Annotated in this window: 2 tRNA genes and 1 rRNA gene; all 3 read right to left on the minus strand. The window is 52.0% G+C overall.

The window, feature by feature from the left end:
• A 23S ribosomal RNA gene (locus AC1Q7Q_RS40370) occupies window positions 1-214 on the minus strand; the annotation flags it as partial.
• A gap of 314 nt (window positions 215-528) precedes the next feature.
• A tRNA-Ala gene (locus AC1Q7Q_RS40375) sits at window positions 529-604 on the minus strand.
• Between the two features lie 47 nt (window positions 605-651).
• A tRNA-Ile gene (locus tag AC1Q7Q_RS40380) sits at window positions 652-728 on the minus strand.
• Between the last annotated feature and the right edge of the window lie 92 nt (window positions 729-820).

An 820-nucleotide genomic window follows, 5' to 3' on the forward strand; every position in this document is an offset into this window, starting at 1 on the left:
GTTCCTGCAGCTACTTAGATGTTTCAGTTCGCCGCGTTCGCTTCCCTGACCTATGTATTCAGTCAGGGATGACCCATACGGGCCGGGTTTCCCCATTCGGACATCTCCGGATCAAAGCTTGTTTGCCAGCTCCCCGAAGCTTTTCGCAGGCTACCGCGTCCTTCATCGCCTGTGATCGCCAAGGCATCCACCACATGCACTTGTTCGCTTGACCCTATAACGAGTGTGTCTCAAACTTGCGTTCAAGCCGTGCTCGCTACAGGATGAGTTCTCGCATTTGTGCCGTATTCCAAGTCATCTTTCGATCACTTAAATACATTTCGGTTGATACAATCACAACCCGGTATCGTGTTTTACTTCAGCGTCTCATCAACGCTCACGACACCTTTACTACATCCCATATTGTTAAAGAACAGCCGCGCGAGACTTCGTCTCGCAACGTCTTGGCCAAGGCCAAAGGCAAACGCTCAATCCTAAGCGCTTGCCTTTGACGACCAATCCAAGGTGCACACTGAAGTGCGAGGTAATTGGTGGAGGATGACGGGATCGAACCGACGACCCCCTGCTTGCAAAGCAGGTGCTCTCCCAGCTGAGCTAATCCCCCAATTTACTTCTGTCCGGAGGTTCAGCTTCGAACCACCATCCGTAACTTGGTGGGTCTGGTAGGACTTGAACCTACGACCCCCGCCTTATCAAGACGGTGCTCTAACCACCTGAGCTACAGACCCTTGGCTGTAACAGCAAACAAACCGATAAGTGTGAACGCTCGACTTAAGATGCACGCTCTTGAAAGGAGGTGATCCAGCCGCACCTTCCGATA

This window comes from Cupriavidus sp. GW823-FHT07A04 (genome assembly GCF_058794615.1).